Raw genomic sequence first — 22,308 nt, 5'->3', positions numbered from 1 at the left:
TGCGCGCCTGAGTTATTCAGTGTTTGCACCGCTTGCCTAGCTTCAGGCTAGTATGTGTGCCCGGTATCGGTTTCCGGTACCGGGCACAGCCGTACTAGGCGAGGGAAACCAACTCCAGATAGTCGTCGCTCCACAAATCTTCGTCCCCGTCCGGGAGGAGAAGCACTCGCTCGGGATTGAGCGCGGTCACGGCACCTTCGTCGTGCGTGACGAGCACGACGGCGCCTTCGTACTTGCCCAGGGCGCCAAGGATTTTCTCCCGGGAGGCCGGGTCAAGATTATTCGTTGGTTCGTCCAGCAACAGCACATTGGCGCGTGAAACCACCAGCATGGCCAAAGCCAGGCGGGTCTTTTCACCGCCGGAGAGGACGCGGGCGGGTTTATCGGCGTCGTCGCCCGAAAACAAAAAGGAACCGAGCACGGTACGTAAGCCTGTTTCGTCGAACTCCGGGGCGACGTAACGCAAATTATCAACCACAGTTTTATCCGTATCGATAAAATCGTGTTCCTGCGCGTAATAGCCCAGCTTGAGGCCGTGCCCGGGGAGCACTTCACCGGTGTCCGGGGTTTCCGTTCCGTACAGTAAACGCAATAGCGTGGTTTTGCCCGCGCCGTTGAGACCAAGAACGACGACGCGCGAACCGCGGTCGATCGCCAAATCAACGCCGGTGAACACCTCCAGGGAACCGTAGGATTTCGACAGGCCCCGGGCCCGCAGCGGTGTTTTCCCGCAGGGTGCCGGCTCGGGGAAACGCAGCGCTGCTACTTTGTCGTCCGCGCGTTCTTCTTCCAATCCCTCAAGAAGCTTCTCCGCGCGTTTCGCCATATTCTGCGCGGCAACCGCCTTCGTGGCCTTCGCGCGCATCTTATTGGCCTGCGCCAGCAAATGATCCGCTTTCTTTTCGGCATTGGCGCGCATCTGCCGGCGCCGGCGCTCATCTGTTTCGCGCTGCTTGAGGTAGGCCGACCAGCCCATCGCGTACTGGTCGAGGGCCGCCCGGTTGGCATCCAAATGCCATACCGCCGTGACCGTTTCTTCCAGCAGATCCACCGAGTGGGAAATCACCACGAAACCACCCGAATAATTCGCGAGGTAATCGCGCAGCCACAGGAGAGAATCGTGGTCGAGGTGGTTGGTCGGTTCGTCCAGAAGCAGCGTATCTGCCTGGGAAAAAAGCACCCGCGCCAGATCGACGCGGCGGCGCTGCCCACCCGAAAGGGTGCCCAGGGGCTGGTTGAGAATGCGCTCGTCCAGGCCCAGAGCCGCGGCCATTTGGGAAGCCTGGGCATTGGCGGCCCAGCCCCCGGCTGCGGTGAACTCTTGGTCCAGGCGTACGTAGCGTTCCATGGCTTTTTGCTGGCGGGTACCGGTGCATTCGGCCATATCCTTTTCCGCCTTGCGGATACGGCGGATCGTGGCGTCGATTCCGCGGGCCTCCAGGATGCGATCCCGGGCAATCTGGTTCGGATCCCCATCGTGAGTATCTTGCGGGAGGTAGGCGATGGTGCCGCTGCGGTGCAGAGTCCCTTCGTAATCAACAGCATCCGAGGTGGTGCCTTCGCCCGCCAGCAGGCGGGTCATCGTGGTTTTGCCCGCGCCGTTACGCCCCACCAGGCCCACGCGCATACCCTTGTGGACCTGAAAACTGGCGTGCTGGACAAGTTCACGCGTGCCGATGCGGATTGTGAGATCAGAAGCCGTAATCACAAGGGCTTACTTTACCGAGAAAATCGCGCGCGGGCCGCATTGCCGGTCACGGCAGCGCGCCACTGGCGTGCGATGGTCCGGTCGCCTGTGCCGCCGATGGGCCTCGGCTTGGAGGTGGTGTCACGGCTGGCAGGTGGTGTCACGGCAGCGCGCCACTGGTGCCCGCGGCTCGCACGCGGGACAATGGACAGGTGACAACACCATCTTCAGTGCCCGAACCGGATCCCGGCGAGCATCCGGAAACCCACGGCGCTTATGTGCTGCCCGTGGTGATATCCGTATGTGCGGCGGCCTGTGTATTCCTCGGGCACGGCCGGCTGCTCGTGCAACTCCTCGCCTGGCTGGGCGCGGTGGCGGGCCTGGTTCTCACCGCCGTCACGCTCTCGCGCGAACAGCGCGCCACTCCCGGGCAGCTGCGCTTCCGCAAGGTGGCCGGATGGAGCTTCCTCGCCTGCCTCATCTGCGTGATCGTGGCGGCGCTTCCCCTCGGGTACGCTATCGCGCGGTATTAACGGAAAAGGGCCGCGGGGGCCGGGCCGGGAGGGTAGGCTCGAAGCCATGAGTGTTAACGACGGCGTGCGCCTCGACGGGGCGAGAGTGCAAAATCGCGGACGTGGGCGCGGTGCCATGATTGGCGGAGGCTTCGGGCTCACCGGAATTATTATTGCCCTGGTTTGGTACATGGTCACCGGCGCTCCCCCGCCGGCTGCTATCACCCAGGGCACCTCCCCTCAGGGCAGCTCCGTCCAGCAATCCACCACCTCCGATTTCGCGGACAAGTGCCGTACCGGAGCGGATGCCAATGCCTCCACCGAATGCTTTATGGTGGCGGTAGCCCAATCCCTCGATGCATTTTGGGAAAAGGAACTGCCCCGCGCGGCGCGCACCCGTTACGAGCTTCCTGGCTTTGCGCTCTTTTCTGAAGGGGTGAGCACCGGATGCGGGAATGCCTCCAGTCAGGTGGGTCCCTTCTACTGCCCCGCCGATGGAACCGTCTACCTTGACACCACGTTCTTCGATGAACTGGAAGCTAATTTCGGGGCGGAGAACACCACCCTGGTTCAGGCCTATGTGGTCGCCCACGAATTCGGGCATCATATCCAGAATCTCACCGGGGTATTCGAGCGTGTCAATCCGCGCGATACCGGCCCGGATTCTTCGCAGGTGCGCTCGGAATTGCAGGCTGATTGCTACGCCGGCCTCTGGTTGCATCACGCCGCCAGCACGGTTGATCCGGCCAGCGGGATCCCGATTCTCCAGGCTCCCACCCGTGACCAGCTCGCCAGCGCGATTGACGCCGCGGCCGCGATTGGCGATGACCATATCCAAGAAAGCGCCGGCATGGATGTCAACCCGGAAAAGTTCTCCCACGGCTCATCCGCCCAGCGTATGGATGCACTGACAACCGGCTACGAAACAGGCGATTTCAACGCCTGCAATACCTGGCGCTAAAGAGGCGCTGGCGGAAGTGCGGCGTGCGCCCAGAGTTTTCTGGGCGCACGGGCGTCGTCGTACTAAATATTGAAACCGAGAGCGCGCAGATCATCGCGACCGTCTTCGGTAATGCGTTCCGGGCCCCACGGCGGCAGCCACACCCAGTTAATATCCACGTCGTCCACAAGATCTTCCGTGGCGATAATAATGCCGTCGGTGATCGCGTCCGTGAGCGGGCAGGCCGGCGAGGTGAGGGTCATATCGAGGTGGAGGTGGCGGCCGTTCGTGGTCACCCCGTAGACGAGGCCAAGATCTACGATATTGACGCCGAGTTCCGGATCGATAACGTCCTTCATCGCCTCGAGGACGAGGTAGGGATCAACGTCGTCTATCGGGCTATCACCGTCGGTGTAGACCACTTCGCCGATCCGTTCATCCGCTGTGGGCGCGGGTGCCTCCGGCGCGCTCGCTGTAGCGGTAGTTTCCGCTGTGGGCGCGGGTGCCTCCGGCGCGCTCGCTGTAGCGGTAGTTTCCGCTGCGGGCGGGGTGGCCTCGGGAGCAGTTGCCTCGGGCGCGGGCGGGGTTACTTCGTTCTTCTCCGTCATTGTTCCGGGGTCTCCTTCATTAGGGGCGGCGTAGCTCCCGCGGGATTCGTAGCTTCTGCTGAAGTGCTCGCGGGCGTGCCGGGTATGTTGAGGCGGTGGAGGGCTTCGTCGGTTGCTTCGCGGACTGCCATCCAGCCGAGTAGCGCGCATTTAATGCGCATGGGGAAGCGGGCTACCCCGTGGAAAGCGGCGGCGTCTTCCAGGGCGTCCGCGGCGGTATCTGAAAGTTCCGCCCCGCGGCTGTCCATCATCTCGCGGAAATAACCGTAGAGGGTGGTGAGGTTCTCGATGGAATGCCCGGCCACCAGGTCATTCATAATGGAAATTGAGGCCTGGGAAATGGAACAGCCCTGCCCCTGCCAGGCGAGTTCGGCGATCTTCTCTCCATCCGGGGAGAGGCGCACCTCGAGGGTCACCTCGTCCCCGCACATGGGATTGACCTGGGTGGACTCCCCTTGCGGCACGACGGCGCCAGCCGCCACCGGCGCCAGCTCACCTTCACCGTGGCGTTCGCGCGCCGCATCGAGAATAATCTGCTGGTAGAGCTCATCAAGTTCGCTCAACTTTTTATCCTTCCACCCAGAAATAGCCGCGGACCTGGCTCAACGCATCAAGAAACGCGTCAATATCCGAGCTTGTTGTGTAGATCCCCACGGAGGCGCGCACCGAGGCCGGCACCCCGAAGAAGTCGTGAATCGGCTGGGCGCAATGGTGGCCCACCCGCACCGCAATACCGCGCGCATCCAAGAATTGCCCCACGTCATGCGGGTGCACACCGTCCACGGTAAAAGCCGCGATCCCGGTACGTCCGGCGCCCTCGCGCGGGCCGAGCACCCGGATCCCCGGGATCTGCCCGAGCCCGGCAAGCAGCTGGGCAGTCAGCTCATCTTCGTAGCGCGCCACGTTCTCCATGCCGATGGCGCTGAGGTAATCCACCGCCCGTGCGAGCCCGACGATCTGGGTAACCGGCTGGCTTCCCGCCTCGAAACGGGCCGGCGGGCGCGCGTAACGCGTTTTTTCCATCGTGACCCGTTCAATCATCGAGCCGCCGAATTGGTAGGGCGGCAGGTCCGCGAGGAGTTCTTCGCGCCCGTACAGCACCCCCAACCCGGTGGGCCCGTACATTTTATGGCCCGAAAAAGCCGCGAAATCTACATCAAGTTCCCGCACGTTCACGGGCAGATGCGGCACGGATTGGCAGGCATCGAGAACCGTAAAAGCACCCACCGCGTGGGCCGCCTCCACGATCTGCGCCACCGGGGAAACCGCCCCGGTCACATTCGAGACATGTGTGAAAGCAACGATGCGGGTGCGCCGCCCGATGACCGCGAGGGTGGCCGGGTCAATCCGGCCCTCACCATCCAGATCAAGCCACGTGAGGCGGGCCCCGGTGCGTTCGCATAATTCCTGCCAGGGCAGCAGATTCGCATGATGCTCGGCGCGGGTCACCACGATATCGTCGCCGGCGCGCAGCAGGAAACGATCCGCGTTCCCCCAGCCGCGCCCCGCCGTGGCATTCGAGATCGCGTAGGCGAGGAGGTTGAGGGACTGAGTGCTCCCGCTGGTCCATACAATTTCCTGGGGCGCCGCCCCGATGAAAGCCGCCACTTTCGCGCGGGCCTCTTCGTAGGCCACGGTGGATTCCTCCGCGAGCAGGTGGCTCCCGCGCTTGACCGCCCCGTTGGAGCGCGTATCAAAATCCACCATCGCGTCCAGAACGGCGCGCGGGCGCTGCGCCGTCGCCCCGGAATCTAGGTACACGAGGGCCTGATCCCCGCGCATCGGCCGGGCCAGAATCGGGAAATCTTCCCGCGCCACCAGCGGGCGCACGGCGTTCACCTACTTCGCCTCCGCTTCGATGTAGCTGTCGTACCCGGAGGCTTCCAGTTCGCTGGCCAGATCCGGCCCGCCGGTGCGCACAATCTTGCCGCCGGCAAAAACGTGGACGTAATCGGGTTTGACGTACTGCAAAATCCGGTTGTAGTGGGTGATGAGCAGCAGCGAATTACCGGTGCGTTCATGCACGTCCACGATGCCTTCGGAGACCACGCGCAGCGCGTCCACGTCCAGCCCGGAATCCGTTTCATCCAGCACGGCGATCTTGGGTTCCAGCAATTCCATCTGGAGCACTTCGGTGCGTTTCTTTTCACCACCGGAGAAGCCCACGTTGAGATCACGCTTAATAAAATCGGCATCCACCCGCAGTTTTTCCGTGACTTTGCGTAGCGCCTGGGACCATTCGCGCAGCTTGGGAGCTTCCCCGTCAATCGCGGTTTTCGCGGTGCGCAAGAAATTCGAGACGGAAACGCCGGGCACTTCCACCGGGTACTGCATGGCGAGGAAAAGCCCCTCGCGGGCGCGTTCATCGGCGGTCATATCGGTAATATCCACACCGTCGAGGAGCACCTGCCCGGAAGTGATCTCATAGGAGGGATGCCCGGCCAGCGCGTAGGCCGTGGTCGATTTACCCGAGCCGTTCGGGCCCATAATCGCGTGGATTTCATTATCGCCAATATGCAAATTGACGCCGTGCAGAATCGGTTTGGGGCCTTCGGGGGTGATGACCGAGGCGTGCAGATCAATAATATCGAGAGTAGCCATTACTTCTCCTCAGGTGTTGTGTCCACGTCAATAAAAACGCGGCCGTCATTATCGCAGGTCAAGGGGTAGACGGGCACGGGTGTGACCGCCGGGAGCGTGAGGGCACGCCCGGAACACAGGTCGAATTCCGCCCCGTGTTTGGGGCATTCGATTGTGGTATCAAAAACTTCGCCGTCGCTGAGGTTAACGTCTTCATGGGTGCAGATATCGCCCACGGCGTGCCAGGTTCCGTGGCAGTCGCGTGCGATACATACGGGTACGACGGCGCCGCTAGCAGCGCGGACTTCCACACTCAGGGCGCTTTCCGGCTCGAGATCCGCGGTGGTACACACCTGCTGCCAGCTCATGCCTCCTCCCCGCTTCCGGCGTCGGCCAAATCGAGTTCGCGTTCGATAGCGTCCATGAGCTTGGTGCGCACCGAATCCACTTCGATCTGTTCCACCAATTCCGCGAAGAAACCGCGCACCACCAGGCGGCGCGCCACATCCGCGGGGATGCCGCGGGCCATGAGGTAGAAGAGCTGCTCATCATCAAAACGCCCGGTGGCTGAGGCGTGCCCGGCCCCGGCAATATCCCCGGTGAGAATCTCCAGATTGGGCACCGAATCGGCCTTCGCTCCCTCGGTAAGCACCAGGTTGCGGTTGAGTTCATACGTATCGGTCTGGGCGGCCTGAGCCCGAATCAGCACATCCCCGATCCACACCGAATGCGCCTCATCGCCCTGGAGCGCGCCCTTGTAGGTGGCTCGCGATTTGCAATGCGGGGCCACGTGATCCACGAAAATCCGGTGTTCGTGATGCTGGTGGCTTTCGGTGATATAAGCGCCCAGCAGTTCGGTATCGGAACGCTCCCCTTCCAGCTCACACGCGGTGGTCATGCGGATAAGATCCCCGCCGATGGTCACCACGATATGCCGGAATTTCGCGCCTTCACCTACCCGGATGCGCTGGGCGGAATGCTGGGAGGCGCAGCGTTCTTGTTCCTGCACGGACACAACGGTGAGATCCGCGTGCGCCCCCACCTCAATTTCCACGGTTTCCGTGAGGTCGCCGCTGCCGGTGTGCTCAAGCACCACGGTGCCACTAGCCTCCGGGGCCGCGGTGATAAGGGTGTGAGCAACGCTCAGTGTGCCTTCCCCGGTGATCATGGCGACGACGTCCGCGTGCTCGCTTCCGTCGAGAGTCACGATATGCGCACGCTGGAAAGCCGACCAGGCGAGGGCTGCCGCGCGGTCATCTGGTTTCCCTACCGTGCCCAGGCGCGGATCGCTGCGGTCCACTTCTTCCACGCGTGCCCCACCTACCACGGTGGCCGTCACGGTGGCATCGCGCACGCCCTCCACGTTATGAATGAACGGGGCAACCCGGTCCATCGGCGTGAAACGCCAGTCTTCTTCCTCCCCGGTTCCGCGCGGAATCGGGAACTCCTCCGGGTTGAAGGAGGCGAAACGGTCCGAGCGGTCGGCGTGCGCGGTATGGAATCCTTCGTCTGCCAGCACCGCCTGGGAATGATCAGTACTGACCATTAGCCCACACTCCCTTCCATTTGCAGATCAATAAGACGATTGAGTTCAAGTGCGTATTCCATCGGCAGTTCGCGGGCGATGGGCTCCACGAAGCCGCGCACGATCATCCCCATGGCTTCTTGTTCGGACAGGCCGCGTTGCATGAGGTAGAAGAGCTGTTCTTCGCTCACCTTCGTCACGGTGGCTTCGTGCCCCATTTCTACATCGTCCGTGCGCACATCCACGTAGGGGTAGGTATCGGTGCGGGAAATATCATCAACGAGGAGCGCATCGCAGACCACATTGGATTTTGAGCCGCGGGCATCTTCCGAGACCTGCACGAGGCCGCGGTAGGAGGAGCGCCCACCCCCGCGCGAAATTGACTTCGACACAATCGAGGAGGTGGTATTCGGGGCCAGGTGCTGCATTTTCGCGCCGGTATCCTGATGCTGGCCCGGGCCGGAGAAGGCAGCGGAGAGCGCTTCCCCGTGGGCGTGTTCGCCCAGGAGCACGCAGGCCGGGTACTTCATATTGAGGCGCGAGCCAATATTGCCATCCACCCATTCCATCGTGGCTCCTTCGGCCACGGTGGCACGCTGGGTCACGAGGTTGAGCACGTTATTAGACCAGTTCTGGATGGTGGTGTAGCGGCAGTGGGCATTCTTCTTCACGATGATTTCCACGATGGCGGCGTGGAGGGAATCCTCGGAGTAGATCGGGGCGGTGCAGCCTTCTACGTAATGCACGTAGGAACCCTCGTCGCAAATAATGAGGGTGCGTTCGAACTGGCCCATCGCCTGGGTATTGATACGGAAGTACGCCTGCAAGGGAATATCCACGTGCACGTTCTTCGGCACGTAAATGAAGGAACCACCCGACCACACCGCGGTATTGAGGGAGGCAAATTTATTATCCCCGGCCGGGATCACGGTGCCGAAGTATTCGCGCACCAGATCCTCGTGCTCGCGCAGTGCGGTATCAGTATCCACGAAAATAACGCCCTGTTCTTCCAGGTCCGCACGAATCGAGTTGTACACCACCTCGGATTCGTACTGTGCAGCCACCCCGGCCACCAGGCGTTCTTTTTCCGCTTCCGGGATGCCGAGCCGGTCGTAGGTGTTTTTGATTTCCGGGGGGAGGTCATTCCAATCGGTGACCTGGCGGTCGGTTGCCCGCACAAAGTACTTGAAGTCATCGAAGTTGATCCCGGAAAGATCAGCCCCCCAGGTGGGCATGGGGCGTTTCTCGAAGAGGCGCAGGGCACGCAGGCGCCGCTTAAGCATCCATTCCGGTTCTTTTTTCGCCGCGCTAATCGCGCGCACCACGCCCTCATCCAGACCGCGGCGCGCGTGCGCCCCGGCGGTATCGGTATCGTGCCACCCAAATTCATAGGCGCCGGACAGGTTCGCGATCACGTGTTCCTGCTGCGCCACGGCCTCCGCAATTGCTGCCTCGTGCCGTGTTTGTGCCATGTGTTTCCTCCCGATTTAAACGCTGTTAGCGTGCAGCGTCACCGTGCACACGTGGCTCCCGGATGCAATGGTTGCCAGGCGTTGCACGGGAACCCCGAGTAGTTCGTGAAAAGCGCGGGTTTCCGCCGCGCATAAAAAGTGATGGTGTGTGGCGACGTCGCGCAGGGGGCAGCGCCCCTGGCACAACTGGATCATCTGGCGCGGCCCATCCTGCGTGCCCGGAACATCGCGAACCGACGCGGCGTAGCCATCTTGGGTGAGGGCGCGCGCCAGGCGGCGCAGCCGCTCCGCGGGATTTTCGGTATCCCCGAGCGCATCGCGGTAACGCGCCACCAGGGAACGTTCCCTCCGGCGCGCAAATTCCTCCACCCCGGCCTCCCCCAGATTTTCACGCAGAAAATCAAGGGCTGCATTCGCCATGGTGTGATACGAGGTTGCCCCGGCGTTCTGCCCGGTATCGGTCGCCACGTAATAGCGGGCCGGGCGCCCGGCTCGTGCCTCGCGCTGCCCGGGTTTCTCGCATTCGGTGATCGCACCGGCATCTTCGAGCGCCACTAAATGCCGGCGCACCCCGGCCGGAGTGAGAATAGCCAGCTGGGCCAGTTCCGCGGCACTAATGGGCCCGCGTTCCATAATGAGGCGCAGAATTCCTTCGCGGGTTGTTTCTTCCCGGGGGCGGATCCCTGCGCTTTCTTCCGCTGCCATCTGGATCACCACCCCTTCCACTGTTCTACACCTTCACCGAGCATCCGTGAGCGCTGCTCGGAACCCTGGGCCGTAGCCTGAGGCTCCCCCGCATCGCTCACCGCTGCTTTATCACGTGCCGGCCTGCCATATCTAGGACCTCGCCATCCAATTAAACAACACGGGCGTTGCGTAATCTAGTTTGGACAGCCTAACCGGACGCGAAAAGGCGCGAGCTTGCCGGTGCCGGCCCGCCGTGCGCGCGGGTTACGCCCGTGGCTAAGCGCTGCGGGCCAGGTAGGCGAGTACCGCGGCCACCAGCTGCGGATTGCCGAGCCGCCCGACCAGTATCGCCTCGCGCACCCGGGCGAGCGGCACCCACCGCGCCTCGATTTCCGCCTCTTCATCCTCGCGGGCGAAGGCACTTGCCGCCGGGGCCGGATCGCGGGTGAGATACACCGTCATATGTTCATTGGTGAAACCCGGCGAGGTGTAGAAGCTGGTGAGGAACTCCAAGTTCCCGGCCTCATAATCCGTTTCTTCGCGGAGTTCACGCCGGGCGGCATCCGCGGGATCCTCACCCTCAATATCAAGAATGCCGGCTGGAATTTCCCACAGGAGCGAGCAGACCGGGATCCGATACTGGCGGATAAGAAGCACTTCTTCAGCTGCGCCGTCGCCGCTATTCCGCACCGCCAGTACCGCAACCGCGTCACGGTGCTCCACCCAATAGCGCTCCATGCGCGCCCCCACGCTGGGCAGTTCCACCGTGTCCTCGTAGACGTTAATAAAAGGCGATTCGAGTATGCTGCGCCGCTCCAGGCGCCGCATATGCTCGGGGCGGTACTCATCGCTGAGCTCGAGGTTCATTGTCTTTCCTTTCCTTCGCGGGGCGGGTGCGTGCAGGCGGGCGCGTGCGTCCATTCGTGCGGGTGCGTGCGCGCTGCGGCCGGGCCGTTATGTATTCGCTTCGTCGAGGGCCACGGCAATGGCCGGCATTTCTTGGGTCGACGGCGCCTCTGCGTCACGCGCCAAACGTAGCGCGCGCCGGTCCACCAGGTAGAGCGCCACTCCCCCGATGGCGAGGGTGAGCGCCCCGGCCGCGCCGGTTGCTCCCAGCGCACCCAGGGCACCTTCGCCCCACCAGCGCAATATCCCGCGCCCGGTGGCGTATCCGGCTCCGCCCGCAAGTACCGCGGCCGGAAGCACGATACGTAGGGAATAGCCCACGCCGCGCAGCGCCCCGGGGCCCACCGCGCGCCGGATCGCGAAGATATGGCCGATACCGCCCACCGTCATGCCCACGGACATCGCCGCACCAATACTGATGAGCACCTCGGTGCGTCCGCGCACCCCCAGGCCGGCCGCGCCCATGAGCACCACCACAACGCTCAGCCATGCCGCCGAATTGACGATAATGACCGCGCGGGCCGCCTCCACCGCGTAAAGCACCCGCGAACCGTGGTAAATAAAGGCGTAGCCGAGGAGGGCCGGCGCCATGGCCAGCATGGCAATATCCATATGGGCCACCGGGCGTGCCACCGCGAACAGCGCCTGGGCGGGTTCCGCCACCGCCACTAGCAGCGCCACGCATAGCAGGCCAATATCGAAAACGAGGCGAGAGGAACGGGCGGTAATCCGGGCCAGGCCCGGCCGCCCGGGAATCGCGGCGGCTTCCGCCAGGCGCGGGAATACCGCGGTGGCAATCGGGACGGCCAGCACCGCGTAGGGCACCATATAGAGCTGATTCGCGAACGTGAAAACCGGGTAGGTTCCCACGTCGCCGCGCGCATTGGCGAAAAGCATGACCGCGATGATTTGAATCTGCTGGGCGAGCAGGCCGGCCAGCCCGGCCCCGCTCAGTCGTAGCGCGCGCCGCCCGACCCCGGGCGGGAAACGGAAGGTGGGCCGTAACGTGATGCGCCGCAGCACCGGGATGAGCTGGGGTAGCGAAAAGACCGCCACTCCCGCCGTGGTGCCCCAGGCCAGCACGTAGAGTGCGGTGCGGGATATCCGGGCCGGATCGTGCTGGTTACCGGCGGCGAGCTCCGTAAAAATAAGGAACGTAATAATAACCGTGACGGAGGACAGCAGCGGGGCGAGTGCGGGAAGCACGAATTTTTTATGTGCCTGCAATAGCCCCGTGCACACCACCGAGAGCCCGTAGAGCGGAATTTGCCAGGCGAAAATCCGCAGCAGCGTGGCGGCGAAATCCACGCTGGCCGCCGGCGAATCCGCACCCAGGAGCACCTCCATAATGGGGTGGGCGCCCAGGGTCACCAGCCCGGCCACCGGAATTCCAATGGCGAGCACCCAGGTGAGCAGGGCGGATGCGGTGCGGGAGACTTCCGCGGCCAGGGCCTTCGCCAGGAATCTGGAGACGAGCGGGATAACCGCGGCGGCCAGGGCCCCGCCGGCCGCGATTTCAAAAAGCACATTAGGGACGGTATTCGCCGTTGAATACGCTTCCCCGGCGAGTGAGTCCCCCAGCGCCCCGTTTTGCACCCAGGCGCGCACGAAGCCCATGGCACGCGAGAGCAGGGTGAGAATCGCTATGGTTCCAGCTGCTCCGAGTGCCGTTCCGAGAACTTTTTTCATGCCCGGCCCGCCTGGTCGAGGGCGCGCAGCCACGGGTGGGTTGCGATGACCCGCGAAAATGATATTTTTTCGCTTGCGATATTAAGGGCGACGACGGCGCCCAGGGCCCCGCGCCGCACCCACGGGCCGCGGCTGGCCAGTGCCCACCCCAGGGCCGCGCCCAGCGCATTTGCCCCGGTATCACCGAGCATGACCGTGCCAGCGAGGTCCTCGGGCAGGCAGGCTGCGCCGGTGCCCAGCAGAGCCGCGGCAACGGGCCCCGCGGGCGGGTAGCTGACCAGAGAGAAGGGAGCCGCGGCGATAAGGGTGCCTTTCCAAGCCCGGCCCGGCGCGAGGTCGAGGAGATTAATAAGATTCGCGGTGGCGGCAATAAGAACGGTGCGTTCGGCGTGGAGTGCGAATCGCTTAGAGGGCGGCAGTCCCCTATCGGCAGGTAGCTTTCCGGCGAGGGCCGCGCCCGCCCCGATGATCACTATCTTCAGCGCCCCGGAAGTGAGGTGGCCCCGGGAAAGTGCCCCGAGGTGGCCGCGCAGCCCTTTGGAGGTACGCGAAAATGCGCCCTCGTAAAAATCATCAATATATCCGGCCAGTCCCCCGCTGAGCGCCGCGATCACCGGACCGGCCGAGCAGCGGCCTCCGGAGAGCAGCGCCCCCGCCGCGCAGCCCGCGGTGGTACCCGCCACCGCAACCGGGCCTTCCCGCAAACTCACGCTCCGCCCGTCTTTCGCGGTACGTTGCCAGGAGGGTGCGGACCGCCGGGAAAGCAGTTTCTCAGCGGCGCGCGCGGCGGCGTATCCGGCCAGGGCGGCAGCGCCCAGGCGCACCTGGTTCCTCCAGAAAGCAGAAAGGGTCATGCACCCATGGTACCGTTACTGCCCAGCCGGGGCCTGCCCACCTTCGGGAGCTTGCCCGCCGTCCGCGGGTGCGGGTGCCGGAGCGGGAGCCTGTTCGGGCTGCGGAGCCGGAGCAGGTTGCGCGGGCGCGGGCCCGGAAGCGCTCTGGCGTTCCCCAATTGCGCTATCTGCCCCCGGTGCTACCCCGAGGTGCACGTGCCGTTCATGTAGTTCAGCGGCCACCGCCATGGGAATATTGACATCGCCGAGCGCGGTTTGTGCCGAATCCACCGTCGAGCCGGCTTTGGCCGAACGCACGGCTCCCAGCACAGAATTTCCGTCAGTCCCCGCGCCCACCGCGACCGCCGGGCCGCGTCCGGCCATAGCCGCGAAGGCCGCCTGGTAGGTATCCGCGATATGCGGAGAGGTAGTTTCCTTATCTGCGGGCGCCGGTGCGGCTTCCGCCGGATCAGCGGTGATAAAAACAACCACCTCGGCGGCTTCGCTCGGAGCAACCGCCACATCAATGAGCTTATTTTCCGGAGAGGTGAGAAGCGTGATGAGCGTCGTCGCCCCCGCATCTTCCGGCGCGGAACGCACCACGGTATCCACGGCCGCCCCGAGAATCGCGTCCGCGGAACCACCCGCGGGCAGATCCTTGACGTAAGAACCGAGGTTACCGGAAAGCGTGGAACGGTAGGTGGCATATTCGGTATCGGTGAAAGCCGGGGCCAGGGTGATTTCCCCGGTGATACGCGCCCCGGCAGCGCTCAGGCTCTGCCGGGTTTTCTCCACAACGGCCCCGTCCGCCCCGGCAGCAGCCACGATAGCAACGCGCCGATTCGTCAGCGTTCCAGCATTGAGTTGTTCGCCGGCACCTAGCAGCGCCGTCGACGCAGCATCGAGCTGCGCCCCGCGTTGATCAAGCTCCACGCGCATCTTATCGCGCGATTCGCGCAGAGAATCCACCTGGCCGGTCAGCCCGTGCGCAATGGAATTTTGCAGCGGGCCGGCCCCGAGAATCACTCCGATGGCCAGCGCCAAAAACACCGAGACCAGGGAAACGAGATGATACCTAAAATCAACCATCAGCTAACTTTCCTAGAAGAGATTACGGAACCACTCGGCAAGATCCCCGAGGCGAGTGGTGAGCACGGACAGGAAGGTTTGGCCCGCACCGGTGACGGCCAGGGCCGCGAAGAGCGCAAACACTCCCGCGAGAATCAGGGCAACCAGCATCCAATTCGAAATCGAGGAGCGGTAGAGGCGCGAGACGCCTTTCGCGTCAATAAGTTTGCCGCCCACCACCAGGCGAGTGAGGAAGGTTGAGGCCATTCCCGCCCGTCCCTTATCGAGGAATTCCAGAATCGTATTGTGGGTGCCCACCGCCACAATGAGCTTGGCGCCTTTGGAATCGGCCAGCAGCATGGCAACATCTTCGGAGGTGCCGGTGGCCGGGAAGACCACGTGATCCACGCCCAGATCTTCCACGCGTTTCTTGCCGGGGGCGCGCCCATCCCGATAGGCGTGCACCACCACTTCGGCGCCGCAGCGTAGCGCTTTATCGGATACCGAATCCATATCGCCAACGATAATATCCGGCGTGTAGCCCAGTTCCAGGAGGGCATCCGCCCCGCCGTCCACCCCGATCATGAGGGGCCGGTTCTCCCGAATATAGGGACGCAGGGCGCGCAGGTCTTCCCGGTAGTCGTAGCCGCGTACCACCACGAGCACGTGGCGATGCTCCATGGACGTGCGAATATCGGGGATCCCCACCCCGTCCAGGATGAGACCCTGTTCTTCGTTGAGATATTCGAGGGTATTGGCGGCAAAAGCACGCAGTTGCACGGTCATGCCGGCGCGGGCTGCCTCGCTATCGCGGGCAATACTCTGCGCGGTTTGCAAGGTGCCTTCGGCAATAACGCGCCCGCCGGCCACCACGCGTGCCCCGTCAATATCCACCCACTGGCCTTCGGATATGTCCATAATTTCCGGGCCGAGGTCATCGATAAGCGGAATGCCGGCTTCTTCCAGGATCGCGGGGCCAAGATTCGGGTAGCGCCCCGAGATGGATTTCGCGGCATTGAGCACGGCAACGGGCTGCGCGGCCACCAGGTTTTCCGCGGCGACCCGATCCAGGTCCGTGTGGTTAATAATCGCTACATCGCCGGCTTGGAGACGACGAGTGAGATTCTTGGTGCGCGCGTCTACCCGGGCCGGACCGGCCAGGGTTCCTTCCGCAACGACCTTCTTTTTTCGCCATAACTTCGATGCCACAAGCTTTATAGTGCCACATTCGCGGCCTTAAGTAGCTCAGCTGCGTGCGCGCGTGCCACATCGGTATCGCTTCCGGAGAGCATACGCGCCAGTTCGGCTTCGCGTTCCGGCCCGCTAACGTCACGTAGTTCAGTGCGCGCGGCACTTTCTTCGAGTTGTTTCACGACGACGAGTTGGTGCTCGGCACAGGCCGCGACCTGCGCCAGGTGCGTGACCACAATAACCTGGGCGCTTCCGGCGAGTTTTGCCAGTCTTTTCCCGACGGCGCTGGCGGCACGGCCGCCAATCCCGGCATCCACCTCATCGAAAAGGAACGTGTGCCCCTGCTGGGCGCGCCGGGCCGCCAATCCCACTTCCAGGGCGAGCATGACACGCGAGAGTTCCCCACCCGAAGCACCGGAGGCAAGCGGGGCGAGTGGGGCACCGCGGTGGGCGGCCAACAAAAAAGTGACGGAATCCGCACCGTTAGGCCCGGGGTCCGCGGCTTCAACCTGAACGGTGAAGTGCGCATCGGGCAAGGAAAGTTCGGGAAGTTCCGCTTCCACCGCGCGGGCCAGTTCGTTTCCGGCAGCGGCGCGGGCCTCCCGCAGGACCGCGCCGGCTTTCTCCATGGCGGCGTGGGCATGAGCCAGCTCTTTTTCGAGGCGTTCCAAGGTGGCGGCCGGGTCATCAAGCTGCTCCAAGCCCGCGCGCGCTTCAGCTGCGGCCCGCAGGATTTCTTCGCCGCTCATCCCTAAGCTTTTACGGAGCCCCGCCAGCTCGGAGCGGCGCGAATAAATAGTGGAGAGTTCATCGGGTTGGGCTTGGGTGCCGCGCGCCAGTTCCGCAATATCCGCGTGAATATCGGTGATATCCGCTTCAGCGCTTTCCAGGCGTTCACGGAGCTCCTCAAGCTGGGCGTTTGGCATATCAGAACCGCTTAGCTCAAGGACGCGTTCGAGTTGCGTAAGCGCCACGCCCAGGGCGGATATGGCGCCGGCCTCGGTATCATTCCCGCTCAGGGCTTCGGCGGCAGCCGAGTAGGCCCCGTACATTTCCACCGCGTTTTCCAGAATCCGGGCGCGGGCCCGCAGGGCTTCTTCTTCTCCGGGTTGGGGATTGACCGCCTCGACTTTGTCGAGCAAAGCGCGGTACGCCAAACGTTGCTGGGCGGCGCGTTGCGCCCCGGCCTGAAAGATATCGCGGGCCTCGCGTGCTGAGCCGTAGTTTTTCCAGGCCTGCTCCCAGGTAGCTTTTGCCCGCGTGATGGTGTTACCCCCGAATTCATCAACCGCGGCGCGCTGCTGGCTGGGGTTGCCCAAGCGGATCTGATCGGATTGGCCATGTACGGTCACAAGTTCCGCCGCGATATCGGTGAGCACTGCGGTGGGCACCGAACGGCCTCCCACAAAAGCCCGAGAGCGCCCTTTGGCGGGAATATGCCGGGCAATAATAACTGCGGCGGTATCGCCCTCAACATCGTAGCGGCCACCGGCCTCGGTGATACGTTCCAGGAGCGGGGAGGAAGCCTCCACGAGGAAGGTTCCTTCCACTTCCGCCTGGGTTGCTCCGGCCCGCACCCGGGCCGGATTGGCTTTTGCGCCCAGGAGCAGGGTGAGGGAGGTAACCGCCATGGTTTTTCCGGCCCCGGTTTCCCCGGTGAGGGCTGTCAGTCCGCGCCCTAGATTAAGTTCGGCTTCCGCGATCACGCCGAGATTGCGGATGCGTACCTGGTCGATCATTCGCGCACCTCACGCTCGCGCCAGCCGCGCACCGGCAGATGGAAACGTGCCACCAGCCGCCCGGAGAAGGGGGTTTCATTCAGGCGGGCGAGCTTGACGGGCCGCTCCCCCCGCACCGCGGTAATAACAGTTCCTTCCGGGGCAACGAGCCGGCGCCGCGAATCGCAGGACACCATGGCTTCATCGCGCAACACCCGAACTTCCAAGGTGGAGTACGGGCTGACCACCAGCGGGCGGGTGAAAAGCGCGTGGGCTGCCACCGGGGTGAGAAGGAGTGCTTCCACGCTGGGCCAGACCACCGGGCCGCCGGCTGAAAAGTTATAGGCGGTGGAACCGGTGGGTGTGGAGAGAAGGACCGCATCGGCTTTGAAGGCGGAAATTTCGCGGCCGTCCACTCCAATGGACGTTTCGATGAGGCGGGAGTTAAAAGCTTTTTCTACCGAGACTTCATTGAGAGCCCACTGCACGATGCACGAGCCATCCGGGCGTTGTACATGCACATCAATGGTCATGCGTTCGGAAATAACCCAATCGCGCGCGGCGATACGTTCCACCACCGCGGGTAGTTCATCGGGTTGCGCTTCGGACAGGAATCCCATATGCCCGTAATTAATGCCGAGGATGGGCACATCGGTACTGCGCCCCAGCTCCGCGCCGCGCAAAATCGTACCGTCCCCACCCATCACGAGGATGAGATCCGCATCGCGGGCCCCCGCCAGCGTTTCGCTGGTATCCACCTGTATTCCGCGTTCTTCCAGGGCGACAATCGCATCGTGAGCGGCACGTTCCATCTGCGGTGGTAACGTGCGATTGACGACCAGGGCGACTTTTGGTTGTGCCATCGAATGCCTCCCCTCTCTTCAGGTATCCTACCCGCTACCGCGCGGGTCGTCCCTGCCCGGCCGGCCCGGCTGCCACCGCCGCCCGCACGTTTTCCTCGAGGTTCTCTCCGAGCAGATCTGGGGAGTTTTTCTTCATGTAGAGGAAGTATTCAACGTTACCGGCCGGCCCGGGCAGGGGCGAGGGCGCGACTGCTTGAATGGCCAGCCCGGCGCCGCGGGCAGAAAGGGCGACGTCGCATACCGCCTCCACGTGGTACTCCGGATCACGAACCACGCCGTGCGCACCAATCTTCTCCCGGCCCACCTCAAATTGCGGTTTGACCATGAGCAAAAAATCGGCCCGGGGCGAACTCGCGGCAGCAAGGGGTGCGACTAGCAACCGCAAAGAAATGAAGGAGAGGTCCCCTACGACCAGATCAGGCGCGGGGGCGACCGCCGCGGGATCTAAGGTGCGCACATTCGTGCGTTCCAGCACAGTGACGCGGGGGTCTTCGCGGAGTTTCCAGGCCAGCTGGCCGTAGCCAACATCCACGGCGACCACGTGGGCGGCACCGCGCCGCAGCAGTACATCGGTGAATCCGCCCGTGGACGCACCCGCATCCAGTGCGCGGACGCCTTCCACGCGCGGGCCGGCCTCCCCGAGGTAATCGAGGGCGCCGAGGAGTTTATATGCCCCGCGGGATACGTAACGATCCCGAGCGGCTTCTTTGACAAGAAGTGCCTGGGCGGGATCCATTTGGCGGGCGGGTTTCGTGACTTCGGCCCCGTCCAGGAATACTTGGCCTTCGCGGATGAGTACCGCGGCATCCTGGCGGGAACGCGCCAGTCCGCGCCGCACAAGTTCCGCGTCAACGCGCCGTAAACGCCCCATAGCCCCGCACCTTCCTGGTTTAGACCCGCGCCCGGGAGAGGCGCCGGCCCAGCTCGGCGTGAATCGCCTCCAATTGTTCAATCTGCTCGGGCAGGTCGAGCTCATTGAGATGCTCGAGGGCTGCCTCGATATTGAGCGGTGCGCTCGGGAGCGGTACCGCTGGCCCGGGCACACCTGGTTTTGGCGCACCTAGCCCGACAGCCCCCGGCCCGGGTGCCCCCGGCCCGGGCACCGCGCCTTTATCCTGGTCCGTCATCGCTGCTCCACGGTGATGTCCTCGAGAACGAGGTTCTCCCCCAGACCGCGATCCCGCGCGTCCCATACCGCGTGCACCGCAGCCCGGTAAGTATCCAGACCCAAGCGTGGCCCGCGTCCATCGGAGGTGACCAGGCGGGCCGCTGCGCCGTCGTTCCTTTCTTCAACCTGCGCCCAGGATGCACCGGCCACCCAGCGTTCGCCTTCCCGGTGAATATTCGGGTAATCCTCGTTGAGGACGCGCAGGTCATCGCCGAGGTAATCGGGGCGTTCCTCCGGGGCGGCCAGCATGATATCGCGCGCAGCGCTCACGCCGGTGAGCACGTGGAGACTGGGAATGCCGGCGGCGCGCGCCCCGCGAATATCGGTATTGAGGCGGTCGCCGATGGCGAGAGGATGGGTGGATCCGAGCATCTCCATCCCAATGGCGAAAATCGCAGGATCGGGTTTGCCCGCGGATAGCGGGGTCACCCCGGTGGCGTTGACGACCGCGGCCACAAGCGAACCGCAGCCGACCATAAATCCGCGTTCCATGGGGAGCGTGGCATCGAGGTTCGTGGCGACGAAAAGCGCTCCGCGCCGGATGGCCAGGGCGACTTCCGAGAGCGCCGCCCAGTCAATGGTCGGGTAGAAACCCATGATGACCACGTCCGGGTTATCGTCGGCCGATGCGACGGGCACAAGCTCCGTCTCGCTCACCGCGCGATGCAGGCCATTACCCCCGATGACGAGGGCTTTTGCTCCGGCAGGCACCTGCGCGGCAGCCAGGCGGGTGCTGGCCATCGCGGAGGTGAGCACCGTTGACGCCGGGGCTGAGATTCCGACGGTTGCGAGGTGCACGGCGACCTCTTCCTGGGTGCGCGAGGCGTTATTGGTAAGGAAAAGCGGACGCATTCCGGCCGCGATGGCGCGCGCGTAAGCATCAGCGGCGTTCGGTGCTGGATCGGTGCCAAGGTAGAGCACGCCGTCCAGATCGAAAATTGCGCCGTCGAAATGGGATACCAGGCTCGCCATTACTCTTCTTCCGACTCCTGCTCGGACTCCTGCTCCGATGTCGCCTCAGAATCCGCCTCAGAATCCGCACCGGTCTCAGCTTCAGCTTCGTTAACTTCGTACGCAGATTCCTGCGCCGGTTCAGGCGCGGATTCCTCCGCGGTGAAAAGTTCAACTTCGCCTTCGGCGTTGTAGACGGGGTTCCAGCGGGTACGCAGCTCTTCAGCTTCCTGCTCACGCCCGAGTTCTTCGAGGCGATCCGCCTTGATGAGCTCAACGCGGGCCCGCAATTCCTCATCGAGGTTCTCGACCTTGATTTTCTCGAGGACAGCCAGGCCAGCCTCCGAATCACCGGCATCCGCGCGGGCCCCGGAAGTCACCAGCGCCAATTCGAGCGTGGTGGCGGTATTGAGCCGCTTGAGCGGAATCTCCGCGATAAAAGCGAGGGCCTTTTCGGGCCGGCCTAAGCCGCGTTCCGAATCGGCCTCGAGGGCCACGTGCGAATAATCATCGGTCATGCGCCGGTAGGTACGCAGCTCACGCAAAGCTTCGGAGTACCGCCCGGTCAGGTAGGAGGTCAATCCCAACGCCTCACGCACAATATCGATGCGCGCGGCGTGCCGGTAGGCCGCCTTCGCGTGTTCGTAGGCAAGCTCAGGATTCTGATCCATCATGGAACCGGCATAAACGAGGTGCCGCGCCACGTTATCGGAAACCGCTGGCGCGAGCACCTTGAGCTTGCGCCGCGATTCCGCCGCAAGATCCTGCGCATTGACCGTTTCGGGAATAAAGGGATCCTTCACACCGCCACGGCTGCGCCGGTCATCACGCCGCCGCTTATCGTCCTCGCGGTATCTACCGCGTTCTTCGTGCCGCCGGTCCTCACGGCGATAGTTATCGCGACGGTGATCATCACGGTGCCGATCATCGCGCCGATGGTCGGCACGCCGGCGTTCGTCCCGCTCAAAGCGCGGCTTGTCATCATAGTGGTCGCGGCGCCCGTAGCTGCTGTTTTCGCGTACCTCGTGTTCTTCGGTACGACGACGATCTTCGCGGTCAGGGCGCTCATTGAAACGATTATCGCGCCGGCCCCCGAATCGCTTGTCCTGGCCTCGGCGGTTATCGCGCCATTGGCCACCGCGTCCTCCGCGCCGGTCTTGGCGGTCGTAGCGGCTATCGCCACCACGATCCCAGGATCCGCGAGATCCGCGTGAATCACCCGACTCGCGATCATTCCAATCGCGCCGGTACCCGCGGTGGTCGTCTCGGTCGTGACGGTTATGGAATCCACCCTTGTGGCCTCGTTCGTCGCGGCTGTCCTGGAAATTACCGCGCCGATTCCACAACGAACGCCGGTTTCCACCGTTGCGTTCACCGCGAAAGTCTCGCGATTCCCATGAGTCACGGTCGCGGCCATAGCCGCGGCCCCCACGCCGGTCGTTGTTATGACGGTTCCAGTTTCCTTCACGGTTATCCCGACGCCATGAGCCTCCGCGGCGGTCATTCCAGGCTTCGCGGGGATCGTTCCAAGCGCGTCCCTCACCGCCTTCTCCTGATTCATGCTGCAAGGATTCGCGCCGTTGCCGTGCGGACCTCCATTGTCCTTTCGGACGGTCGTCTTCGGAGCGTTCTTCGCTCCATTCTTCGTGGTCAGACATTTCATTCCTCGCAGTTCGATTGTAAAGAATCACGATGCTGTGCTTATTTTAGGCCGACTCCAGCTCGGCCGCGCGCTGAGCAGTAAATTTTGGCGCGCAGAGATTAAAAAGGTGTGGGGTGTGTTCTATGCCCTAACAGATAAGACACAAACACACCCCACACACTACAAAAAATATGGCGGCAGTGACCTACTCTCCCACACCCCACCGAGTGCAGTACCATCAGCGCAAACAACCTTAGCTACCGGGTTC

General features: G+C 63.5%; 24 protein-coding genes. 3 read left to right on the top strand and 21 right to left on the bottom strand.

The window, feature by feature from the left end:
• Positions 1–94: 94 nt before the first annotated feature.
• Positions 95–1,708, bottom strand: coding sequence for an ABC-F family ATP-binding cassette domain-containing protein (locus tag ACRQEC_RS08020; protein ID WP_087070740.1), 1,614 nt, complete (start codon positions 1,706–1,708; stop codon positions 95–97).
• A gap of 191 nt (positions 1,709–1,899) precedes the next feature.
• On the opposite strand from ACRQEC_RS08020, the gene ACRQEC_RS08015 reads away from it, so the two are divergent.
• Together ACRQEC_RS08015 and ypfJ are read left to right on the top strand one after the other, a co-directional pair.
• Positions 1,900–2,220 (top strand): hypothetical protein, encoded by a 321-nt coding sequence (locus ACRQEC_RS08015; protein ID WP_143231878.1) that lies wholly within the window; start codon positions 1,900–1,902, stop codon positions 2,218–2,220.
• Between the two features lie 46 nt (positions 2,221–2,266).
• Complete coding sequence (gene ypfJ / locus ACRQEC_RS08010) at positions 2,267–3,160, top strand: KPN_02809 family neutral zinc metallopeptidase (protein ID WP_087070738.1); 894 nt, start codon at positions 2,267–2,269, stop codon at positions 3,158–3,160.
• A gap of 62 nt (positions 3,161–3,222) precedes the next feature.
• Here the strand turns inward: ypfJ and ACRQEC_RS08005 are convergent, their stop codons facing one another.
• The 20 genes from ACRQEC_RS08005 to ACRQEC_RS07910 form a co-directional block, all read right to left on the bottom strand.
• Complete coding sequence (locus ACRQEC_RS08005; protein WP_087070737.1) at positions 3,223–3,747, bottom strand: metal-sulfur cluster assembly factor; 525 nt, start codon at positions 3,745–3,747, stop codon at positions 3,223–3,225.
• Positions 3,744–4,310: a Fe-S cluster assembly sulfur transfer protein SufU gene (gene sufU / locus ACRQEC_RS08000; protein ID WP_234984497.1), complete on the bottom strand. Its 567-nt coding sequence runs from the start codon at positions 4,308–4,310 to the stop codon at positions 3,744–3,746. Before sufU ends, ACRQEC_RS08005 begins: the two co-directional genes overlap by 4 nt.
• A 4-nt stretch (positions 4,311–4,314) precedes the next feature.
• The gene (locus ACRQEC_RS07995; RefSeq protein ID WP_087070736.1) at positions 4,315–5,586 is read right to left on the bottom strand and encodes a SufS family cysteine desulfurase; all 1,272 of its coding nucleotides are present in this window, start codon (positions 5,584–5,586) and stop codon (positions 4,315–4,317) included.
• Positions 5,587–6,348, bottom strand: coding sequence for a Fe-S cluster assembly ATPase SufC (gene sufC, locus ACRQEC_RS07990; protein ID WP_016442707.1), 762 nt, complete (start codon positions 6,346–6,348; stop codon positions 5,587–5,589).
• Positions 6,348–6,695: a Rieske (2Fe-2S) protein gene (locus ACRQEC_RS07985; protein ID WP_026429292.1), complete on the bottom strand. Its 348-nt coding sequence runs from the start codon at positions 6,693–6,695 to the stop codon at positions 6,348–6,350. Before ACRQEC_RS07985 ends, sufC begins: the two co-directional genes overlap by 1 nt.
• A complete protein-coding gene (gene sufD / locus ACRQEC_RS07980) occupies positions 6,692–7,873 on the bottom strand; it encodes a Fe-S cluster assembly protein SufD (protein ID WP_087070735.1) in 1,182 nt (393 codons plus the stop codon). Before sufD ends, ACRQEC_RS07985 begins: the two co-directional genes overlap by 4 nt.
• Positions 7,873–9,324: a Fe-S cluster assembly protein SufB gene (sufB, locus tag ACRQEC_RS07975; protein ID WP_200807184.1), complete on the bottom strand. Its 1,452-nt coding sequence runs from the start codon at positions 9,322–9,324 to the stop codon at positions 7,873–7,875. Before sufB ends, sufD begins: the two co-directional genes overlap by 1 nt.
• Positions 9,325–9,339: 15 nt before the next feature.
• Entirely contained in the window at positions 9,340–10,050 is a 711-nt protein-coding gene (locus ACRQEC_RS07970) for a helix-turn-helix transcriptional regulator (RefSeq protein ID WP_234984496.1), read from the bottom strand.
• Between the two features lie 237 nt (positions 10,051–10,287).
• Positions 10,288–10,878: an NUDIX domain-containing protein gene (locus ACRQEC_RS07965; RefSeq protein ID WP_087070734.1), complete on the bottom strand. Its 591-nt coding sequence runs from the start codon at positions 10,876–10,878 to the stop codon at positions 10,288–10,290.
• 87 nt (positions 10,879–10,965) lie between these two features.
• On the bottom strand, positions 10,966–12,606 hold the full coding sequence (gene murJ / locus ACRQEC_RS07960) for a murein biosynthesis integral membrane protein MurJ (protein WP_320758803.1): 1,641 nt from the start codon (positions 12,604–12,606) through the stop codon (positions 10,966–10,968).
• Positions 12,603–13,460 carry a hypothetical protein gene (locus tag ACRQEC_RS07955; protein ID WP_284890140.1) on the bottom strand — a complete coding sequence of 286 codons (858 nt, stop codon included), beginning with the start codon at positions 13,458–13,460 and terminating at the stop codon, positions 12,603–12,605. Before ACRQEC_RS07955 ends, murJ begins: the two co-directional genes overlap by 4 nt.
• A 15-nt stretch (positions 13,461–13,475) precedes the next feature.
• Entirely contained in the window at positions 13,476–14,528 is a 1,053-nt protein-coding gene (locus tag ACRQEC_RS07950; RefSeq protein WP_284890139.1) for a copper transporter, read from the bottom strand.
• Positions 14,529–14,540: 12 nt separating this feature from the next.
• The gene (steA, locus tag ACRQEC_RS07945) at positions 14,541–15,716 is read right to left on the bottom strand and encodes a putative cytokinetic ring protein SteA (RefSeq protein ID WP_016442698.1); all 1,176 of its coding nucleotides are present in this window, start codon (positions 15,714–15,716) and stop codon (positions 14,541–14,543) included.
• A 5-nt stretch (positions 15,717–15,721) separates the two neighbouring features.
• Entirely contained in the window at positions 15,722–17,437 is a 1,716-nt protein-coding gene (gene recN, locus ACRQEC_RS07940; RefSeq protein WP_284890138.1) for a DNA repair protein RecN, read from the bottom strand.
• Positions 17,434–18,279 carry an NAD kinase gene (locus ACRQEC_RS07935; RefSeq protein WP_026429285.1) on the bottom strand — a complete coding sequence of 282 codons (846 nt, stop codon included), beginning with the start codon at positions 18,277–18,279 and terminating at the stop codon, positions 17,434–17,436. The genes recN and ACRQEC_RS07935 overlap by 4 nt, the downstream gene beginning before the upstream one ends.
• A gap of 34 nt (positions 18,280–18,313) precedes the next feature.
• Complete coding sequence (locus ACRQEC_RS07930) at positions 18,314–19,150, bottom strand: TlyA family RNA methyltransferase (protein ID WP_284890137.1); 837 nt, start codon at positions 19,148–19,150, stop codon at positions 18,314–18,316.
• Between the two features lie 19 nt (positions 19,151–19,169).
• A complete protein-coding gene (locus tag ACRQEC_RS07925) occupies positions 19,170–19,406 on the bottom strand; it encodes a hypothetical protein (protein ID WP_284890136.1) in 237 nt (78 codons plus the stop codon).
• Positions 19,403–20,419 carry an HAD-IIA family hydrolase gene (locus ACRQEC_RS07920; RefSeq protein WP_284890135.1) on the bottom strand — a complete coding sequence of 339 codons (1,017 nt, stop codon included), beginning with the start codon at positions 20,417–20,419 and terminating at the stop codon, positions 19,403–19,405. Before ACRQEC_RS07920 ends, ACRQEC_RS07925 begins: the two co-directional genes overlap by 4 nt.
• Positions 20,419–21,201, bottom strand: coding sequence for a hypothetical protein (locus ACRQEC_RS07915; RefSeq protein ID WP_284890134.1), 783 nt, complete (start codon positions 21,199–21,201; stop codon positions 20,419–20,421). The genes ACRQEC_RS07920 and ACRQEC_RS07915 overlap by 1 nt, the downstream gene beginning before the upstream one ends.
• Positions 21,198–21,959: a hypothetical protein gene (locus tag ACRQEC_RS07910; protein ID WP_435734868.1), complete on the bottom strand. Its 762-nt coding sequence runs from the start codon at positions 21,957–21,959 to the stop codon at positions 21,198–21,200. The genes ACRQEC_RS07915 and ACRQEC_RS07910 overlap by 4 nt, the downstream gene beginning before the upstream one ends.
• 136 nt (positions 21,960–22,095) lie before the next feature.
• Here ACRQEC_RS07910 and ACRQEC_RS07905 point away from each other — a divergent pair.
• A partial coding sequence (locus ACRQEC_RS07905) for a hypothetical protein (RefSeq protein WP_284890132.1) occupies positions 22,096–22,308 on the top strand: 213 nt, incomplete at its 3' end.

It is taken from the genome of Actinotignum saccati (assembly GCF_051265055.1).
Lineage (GTDB): Bacteria > Actinomycetota > Actinomycetes > Actinomycetales > Actinomycetaceae > Actinotignum.
Note: the sequence above shows the minus strand (reverse complement) of the source record. Positions and strands in the feature narration are given on the sequence as shown.

Coding starts and splice junctions, on each gene's coding strand:
- ypfJ (WP_087070738.1), top strand. CDS start 2,267: ATGAGTGTTAACGACGGCGTGCGCCTCGACGGGGCGAGAGTGCAAAAT.
- ACRQEC_RS08005 (WP_087070737.1), bottom strand. CDS start 3,747: ATGACGGAGAAGAACGAAGTAACCCCGCCCGCGCCCGAGGCAACTGCT.
- sufC (WP_016442707.1), bottom strand. CDS start 6,348: ATGGCTACTCTCGATATTATTGATCTGCACGCCTCGGTCATCACCCCC.
- ACRQEC_RS07985 (WP_026429292.1), bottom strand. CDS start 6,695: ATGAGCTGGCAGCAGGTGTGTACCACCGCGGATCTCGAGCCGGAAAGC.
- sufD (WP_087070735.1), bottom strand. CDS start 7,873: ATGGTCAGTACTGATCATTCCCAGGCGGTGCTGGCAGACGAAGGATTC.
- sufB (WP_200807184.1), bottom strand. CDS start 9,324: ATGGCACAAACACGGCACGAGGCAGCAATTGCGGAGGCCGTGGCGCAG.
- ACRQEC_RS07965 (WP_087070734.1), bottom strand. CDS start 10,878: ATGAACCTCGAGCTCAGCGATGAGTACCGCCCCGAGCATATGCGGCGC.
- murJ (WP_320758803.1), bottom strand. CDS start 12,606: ATGAAAAAAGTTCTCGGAACGGCACTCGGAGCAGCTGGAACCATAGCG.
- ACRQEC_RS07955 (WP_284890140.1), bottom strand. CDS start 13,460: ATGACCCTTTCTGCTTTCTGGAGGAACCAGGTGCGCCTGGGCGCTGCC.
- ACRQEC_RS07950 (WP_284890139.1), bottom strand. CDS start 14,528: ATGGTTGATTTTAGGTATCATCTCGTTTCCCTGGTCTCGGTGTTTTTG.
- recN (WP_284890138.1), bottom strand. CDS start 17,437: ATGATCGACCAGGTACGCATCCGCAATCTCGGCGTGATCGCGGAAGCC.
- ACRQEC_RS07935 (WP_026429285.1), bottom strand. CDS start 18,279: ATGGCACAACCAAAAGTCGCCCTGGTCGTCAATCGCACGTTACCACCG.
- ACRQEC_RS07930 (WP_284890137.1), bottom strand. CDS start 19,150: ATGGGGCGTTTACGGCGCGTTGACGCGGAACTTGTGCGGCGCGGACTG.
- ACRQEC_RS07925 (WP_284890136.1), bottom strand. CDS start 19,406: ATGACGGACCAGGATAAAGGCGCGGTGCCCGGGCCGGGGGCACCCGGG.
- ACRQEC_RS07920 (WP_284890135.1), bottom strand. CDS start 20,419: ATGGCGAGCCTGGTATCCCATTTCGACGGCGCAATTTTCGATCTGGAC.
- ACRQEC_RS07910 (WP_435734868.1), bottom strand. CDS start 21,959: ATGAATCAGGAGAAGGCGGTGAGGGACGCGCTTGGAACGATCCCCGCG.